The sequence below is a fragment of the Chamaesiphon sp. OTE_8_metabat_110 genome (genome assembly GCF_031382685.1).
Classification (GTDB): domain Bacteria; phylum Cyanobacteriota; class Cyanobacteriia; order Cyanobacteriales; family Chamaesiphonaceae; genus Chamaesiphon.
In genome coordinates this window covers 1-4543 of record NZ_JANMZA010000285.1, presented here as the reverse complement: position 1 = coordinate 4543, position 4543 = coordinate 1, and the positions used below count along the sequence as shown (strand labels likewise).

The window sequence follows — 4543 nt, the reverse complement described above, 5'->3', positions numbered from 1 at the left end:
CAGAAGCTGACTGGACGAGGTGGCGAAAAGACAAATAACATCCCACGATTGGCGGCGAGCTGGGTGCGATACATCAGCCCGGTAGATTGCTCTTCAGATGTGCGCGCTACCTCTAAGAGGATCTTCTGTCCATTAATTGTCACTTGAGCGCTTACAGGCAGTTTTTGACCCCGTGCAGTTGGTTGGACTGGTGCCGCTCCATTCGGAGTCGGGGCAGAAGAGGGCGGTGTAGAGCGTACTGGTAATGAACAACCCAGCAGCAAGATCCCGACTATCCCGCAAGTTACGCCAAATTTAAGTTGCTGTTGAATCACGAAATTGATTGGGGATAGATGTTAGTAACTATTTACTCAAAGCTGGTGCCAGAATGTAAGTACTAGTAAAAGTATAGAGCAATAGGTACCTAAGATTTACGATAATTACTAAGAATTTCGCACTGGTGCAATCTGGAAACGCTCGAATACGCCCAACCCAAAGCCCAAAGCCAAAGCCTAAAGCCTAACTCATTCGCGCATCACGTACCCAACACCTCGCACAGTCTGGATCAGACGTTTACCACCATCTTTTTCTAACTTGAGTCGGAGGTAGCGCACGTAGACTTCGATCACATTAGATTCGCCGAGGAAATCGTAGCCCCAAACGTTTTCCAGGATTTGTTCTCTTGTAAGTTCGGTTTCTGGGTGAGACATCAGATAGCGCAGTAGCTCGAACTCTTTGACGGTAAGTTCGACGATCCGATCCTGTCGCGAGACGCGATGCGTGCCAAAATCCAAGACGAGATCGCTAAATCGTAACTGTTCGCCAACGCTGACATTTGAGTGTAGATACAGTCCGATCGTATGCAAGAATTTGGGGGCGTGATAGGGCTTGAGAAAGTAGTCATCAGCGCCAGATTCGAGACAGATAATGCGATCGGCGATCGCATCGTTGGACATCAATAGTAAAATTGGTGCCATACAGCCTAACTCTCGCAATTGGGGAACTAGTGCTAGTGCCGAATCACCTGGCAATGCTCGATCGATCGCAATCAGCGCAGGCTGCAATCTTTTCACCTGTTCTAATCCTACACGAGCATTATCGGCGATCGCCACTTGGTAGCCAGCTTTGTTGAGGTCGATACCGATCCGCTCTGCTAGTAGCGAGTCGTTTTCGATGAGGACGATTGGATTGGTTTCTGCCATGAGGATAGGGGATAGGGAATAGGGAATAGGGGATAGGGGATAGGAGGTAGAGGGTAGAGGGTAGTAAATTTGGACGCAAGCGTCCTTTTTTCTCCCAGTCTCCCAGTCCCCCAGTCTCCCCGTCCCCCCATCTCCCCGTCTCTACCCCCTACTCTCTACCCTACGGCAACTCCACCGATGTCGGCTTAGCAATATGTGGGAGTCCCCAGCCGAGTTTTTCGCGGAGGATTTTGAAATATTCTGGGGGTTGAAGCCGGATAAATCTAGCTGGATAAATCGATCGCGCGATGTGGATGCTAAATTCGGGGAGGATATAACAGCCGCCATTGCCATCTACCACCATCACGAGTCGATTGGGATTGGCAGAGGCGATCGTCGTGGGTTCGGTATCGGAGAAGACTAGAGCGCGGGAGGCAAGGGAATGAGGACAGATGGGGACTAGTTGTAGAGCATCGACGCCAGGGGCGACAACGGGGCCGCCAGCACTCAGGGAATAGGCAGTAGAACCTGTAGGGGTCGAGAGAATTATGCCATCGGCGGCAATATCTACAGGTGCGTGTCTGCCGACGGTGACTTCAAAGTGGCACATGCTCGTGAGCGGTTCGCGATGGATGACCATCTCATTGAGGCATAGTGCTTCCCATAATAGCTTGCCACCTTCGCGAACTTGGATTTCGAGCATTGCCCGCTCTTCAATTTGATAATCGTCAGCGATCGCGCGTTCGATCGCTTCTGGCAGTTGATTGATATAGGTTTCAGTCAAAAAGCCCATGTGCCCAGTGTTCACCGTTAGCAGGGGAATACCTTGAGTAGCAATCTGCCGAAAAGCAGCTAAAACCGTGCCATCGCCACCTAAAACGATCGCAAATCGCATCTGGGAGTCAAAGCCAGGGGGGCAGAGGGAATCGATCGGCGTATAAGAAGTCGGTCGATCGGACTGACAATAGCCGAGGATACCGCCTTTAGCCGCAGCAGTATACACATTCCAACCCAAAGCTGTCAACTTGTCGTCGAGTTCTTGGGCGATCCGACAAGCAACAGGCTTACCTTCGTTATAAATTATGCCTACTTTTGGCACGGATACAGTCCTACTTCAAATTTTCTCAGGATACGGATTTGTAACTGGTGCGACGATCGAGTTGACGATGCCAGCGCTGTTCTCTGAGCCGATCGCGCACGATTTATGACAATCTACCAGCAAATAGCTAGCAGCTTGAATCAATTATGATTATCGCATATTCAGCATCCAGAATCGGTTTGTGACACCATTGCTGTCACAAACCACAATATTTAGCATTTGTTTGGAAATGTCCAGCATCATTGATGGCAATTAGAGTGGTAAGACACCACTCTCAACGATGCCAAGTTTCTAACGAATTGACTCAGCTAGCAGCTAAAAGCCGCTAGTACATCATTTATTTCTTTTTCTGCTGTTTGGCGGCTTGGACTTCTTTTTGCTTGTTTTTTTCGTAATCTAATTCTTTGAGTTTCCGGAGAATGCGGCTGAAGTACTCTTGTAAGTATGCTTCAAGCGTCCCAATTTCCTTGGGGTCGATCTCAAAAACTTGGTAGACTTCCGTCATGTCAGCGACGATCGGTTTGCCAGTTGCGAGGACTTCGGTAAAAGCGAGTCTGTCTGCGGAGTTCCAGCTCCACTCAAAAAACCGTAATGTTTGTCTGAGTACTCGAATCAGACCGATCGGGATATTGGTCGTTTTCGCTTCTTTGCCAGACTGACGTTCGCAGAAATCAATTATTTCGCGACCGCTCCAAGCACGATTGCCCACGATCGGAAAGCTACGATTGTTAGTTGCGGGTACCGATAGTGCTTTGACGGCAAACTTGGCAACATCTTGAGTGTCCATGTACGCGATCGGCGATGCTTCCCCAGTCATCCAGACAGGTTGTCCCTCCAGGGTGGGAATCGCAAATTGACCGACTAGTCCTTGCATGAAGCCAGCCGGACAGAGGATCGTATAATTTAGACCCGATTCTTTTAAAAATAGCTCGATACAGTGCTTGACTTCCATCAAGGGCACGTTTGGATAATTTTCTGCACCCAGAATCGAGAAGAAAATAAACTTTTCTACTTTGGCAGCCACCGCAGCTTGAATCAGGGCAATTTGTCCATCCCAATCAACTTGCTTGATACTTAACGCATCCGTCGCTCTGGCGGTAGCTGCATCGATTACCGTTGTCACACCTTCAAATGCTGGTGCCAGGGTGCTTGGATTGCAGATATTACCAACAACTAACTCGGCTCCCCACTCTTTGAGAAAAGCCGCCCTCCGCGTACTTCTGACCAAGCAACGGACTTGGTAGCCTTCATCCAAGGCGCGGCGAGCTATCTGTCTGCCCAAGGTACCCGTGGCACCAACAATCAATAATGTCATTTACTAAGAATAATTAAAAATTATTAAAGCTATTTTTCTAAATATTAGCAGAAAAGTCTCATGTTTGTTAACAAAAATTCACACAGTCGGGGTGAGGGCTAAGCTTAAACTCAAACCCGTTACCCCATCTTCCCGCCAAGGATTATTCCTCTTCTGGGCCTTGAATTTTGAGAAACAGAAATCCCAGGCTCAAACCCACTAAAATCAGGCTTGATGACAAGATTGCAGCATTGAAAATTTCACCAGCCATAGTTGGAGTACTCCTTGTGAATTATTAGACGATCGATTTACAACTACCCAGAATATATGGATCGTATAATGTATCGTAACAGGATCTTGGGGGTATTTGGCGATCGAGGGATTGGGAGACTGGGGGACTGGGTGACTAGGAAGGGAATAAAGCGTATTTCATGTCACTTCTACTTAAAGCCTAAAGCCTAAAGCCTAAAAGCTAAAGCCTAAAACCATTAGCAAAGCTGAAATGATTAGACTAATGAGTAGTCCTGTCCTGTGGCTACTTAGTTTGCGGGTCGATCGTATTCCAGCTTGAATTATGAGTAAACCGCGACTAGTTATTACGTTAGGCGATCCAGCCGGGATTGGGACAGAGGTAGTACTCAAGGCTCTAGCCGATCGATCTGCGGCAGATTTCGATCTGACTATCATTGGTAATCTGGAGTTATTAAATGACCGCTATCAGCACTTGCGCCAGCAGATGCCAGCGCAGATCGAGTTAGCCAATCCAGCGGACTTAAATATCATTAATGTGCCACTGTCCCAGGCGATTCGGGACGGGGTGAAAATAGGACAGGGCAATGCGGCTAGTGGTGCGGCGGGTTTTGCATATCTAGATCTGGCGATCGATCGAACGTTGGCGGGAGAGTTTGAGGCGATCGTCACGGCTCCGATCGCCAAATCGGCATGGTTGGCAGCGGGACACCATTTTCCCGGTCAAACGGAATTACTCGC

7 protein-coding genes are annotated in these 4543 nt (G+C 48.4%); 2 read left to right on the top strand and 5 right to left on the bottom strand.

Features of this window, described 5'->3' with window-relative positions:
* The 3 genes from RMO52_RS10310 to RMO52_RS10300 all read right to left on the bottom strand — a co-directional run.
* On the bottom strand, positions 1 to 314 hold a 314-nt coding region (locus tag RMO52_RS10310; protein ID WP_310413679.1), incomplete at its 3' end, for a DUF192 domain-containing protein.
* Positions 315 to 503: 189 nt separating this feature from the next.
* A complete protein-coding gene (gene nblR, locus RMO52_RS10305) occupies positions 504 to 1181 on the bottom strand; it encodes a response regulator transcription factor NblR (protein ID WP_310413676.1) in 678 nt (225 codons plus the stop codon).
* A 160-nt stretch (positions 1182 to 1341) separates the two neighbouring features.
* On the bottom strand, positions 1342 to 2259 hold the full coding sequence (locus RMO52_RS10300) for an NAD(+) kinase (RefSeq protein WP_310413673.1): 918 nt from the start codon (positions 2257 to 2259) through the stop codon (positions 1342 to 1344).
* On the opposite strand from RMO52_RS10300, the gene RMO52_RS10295 reads away from it, so the two are divergent.
* A complete protein-coding gene (locus RMO52_RS10295) occupies positions 2243 to 2368 on the top strand; it encodes a hypothetical protein (RefSeq protein ID WP_310413670.1) in 126 nt (41 codons plus the stop codon). The genes RMO52_RS10300 and RMO52_RS10295 overlap by 17 nt on opposite strands.
* 228 nt (positions 2369 to 2596) lie before the next feature.
* On the opposite strand, the gene RMO52_RS10290 is transcribed toward RMO52_RS10295, so the two are convergent.
* Positions 2597 to 3574: an NmrA family NAD(P)-binding protein gene (locus RMO52_RS10290; RefSeq protein ID WP_310413667.1), complete on the bottom strand. Its 978-nt coding sequence runs from the start codon at positions 3572 to 3574 to the stop codon at positions 2597 to 2599.
* A gap of 142 nt (positions 3575 to 3716) precedes the next feature.
* Positions 3717 to 3824, bottom strand: a complete 108-nt coding sequence (locus tag RMO52_RS10285) for a PetM family cytochrome b6-f complex subunit 7 (protein ID WP_309736810.1) — start codon at positions 3822 to 3824, stop codon at positions 3717 to 3719.
* A 303-nt stretch (positions 3825 to 4127) separates the two neighbouring features.
* Between RMO52_RS10285 and RMO52_RS10280 the strand changes: the two genes are divergently transcribed.
* On the top strand, positions 4128 to 4543 hold a 416-nt coding region (locus RMO52_RS10280; protein ID WP_310413665.1), incomplete at its 3' end, for a 4-hydroxythreonine-4-phosphate dehydrogenase PdxA.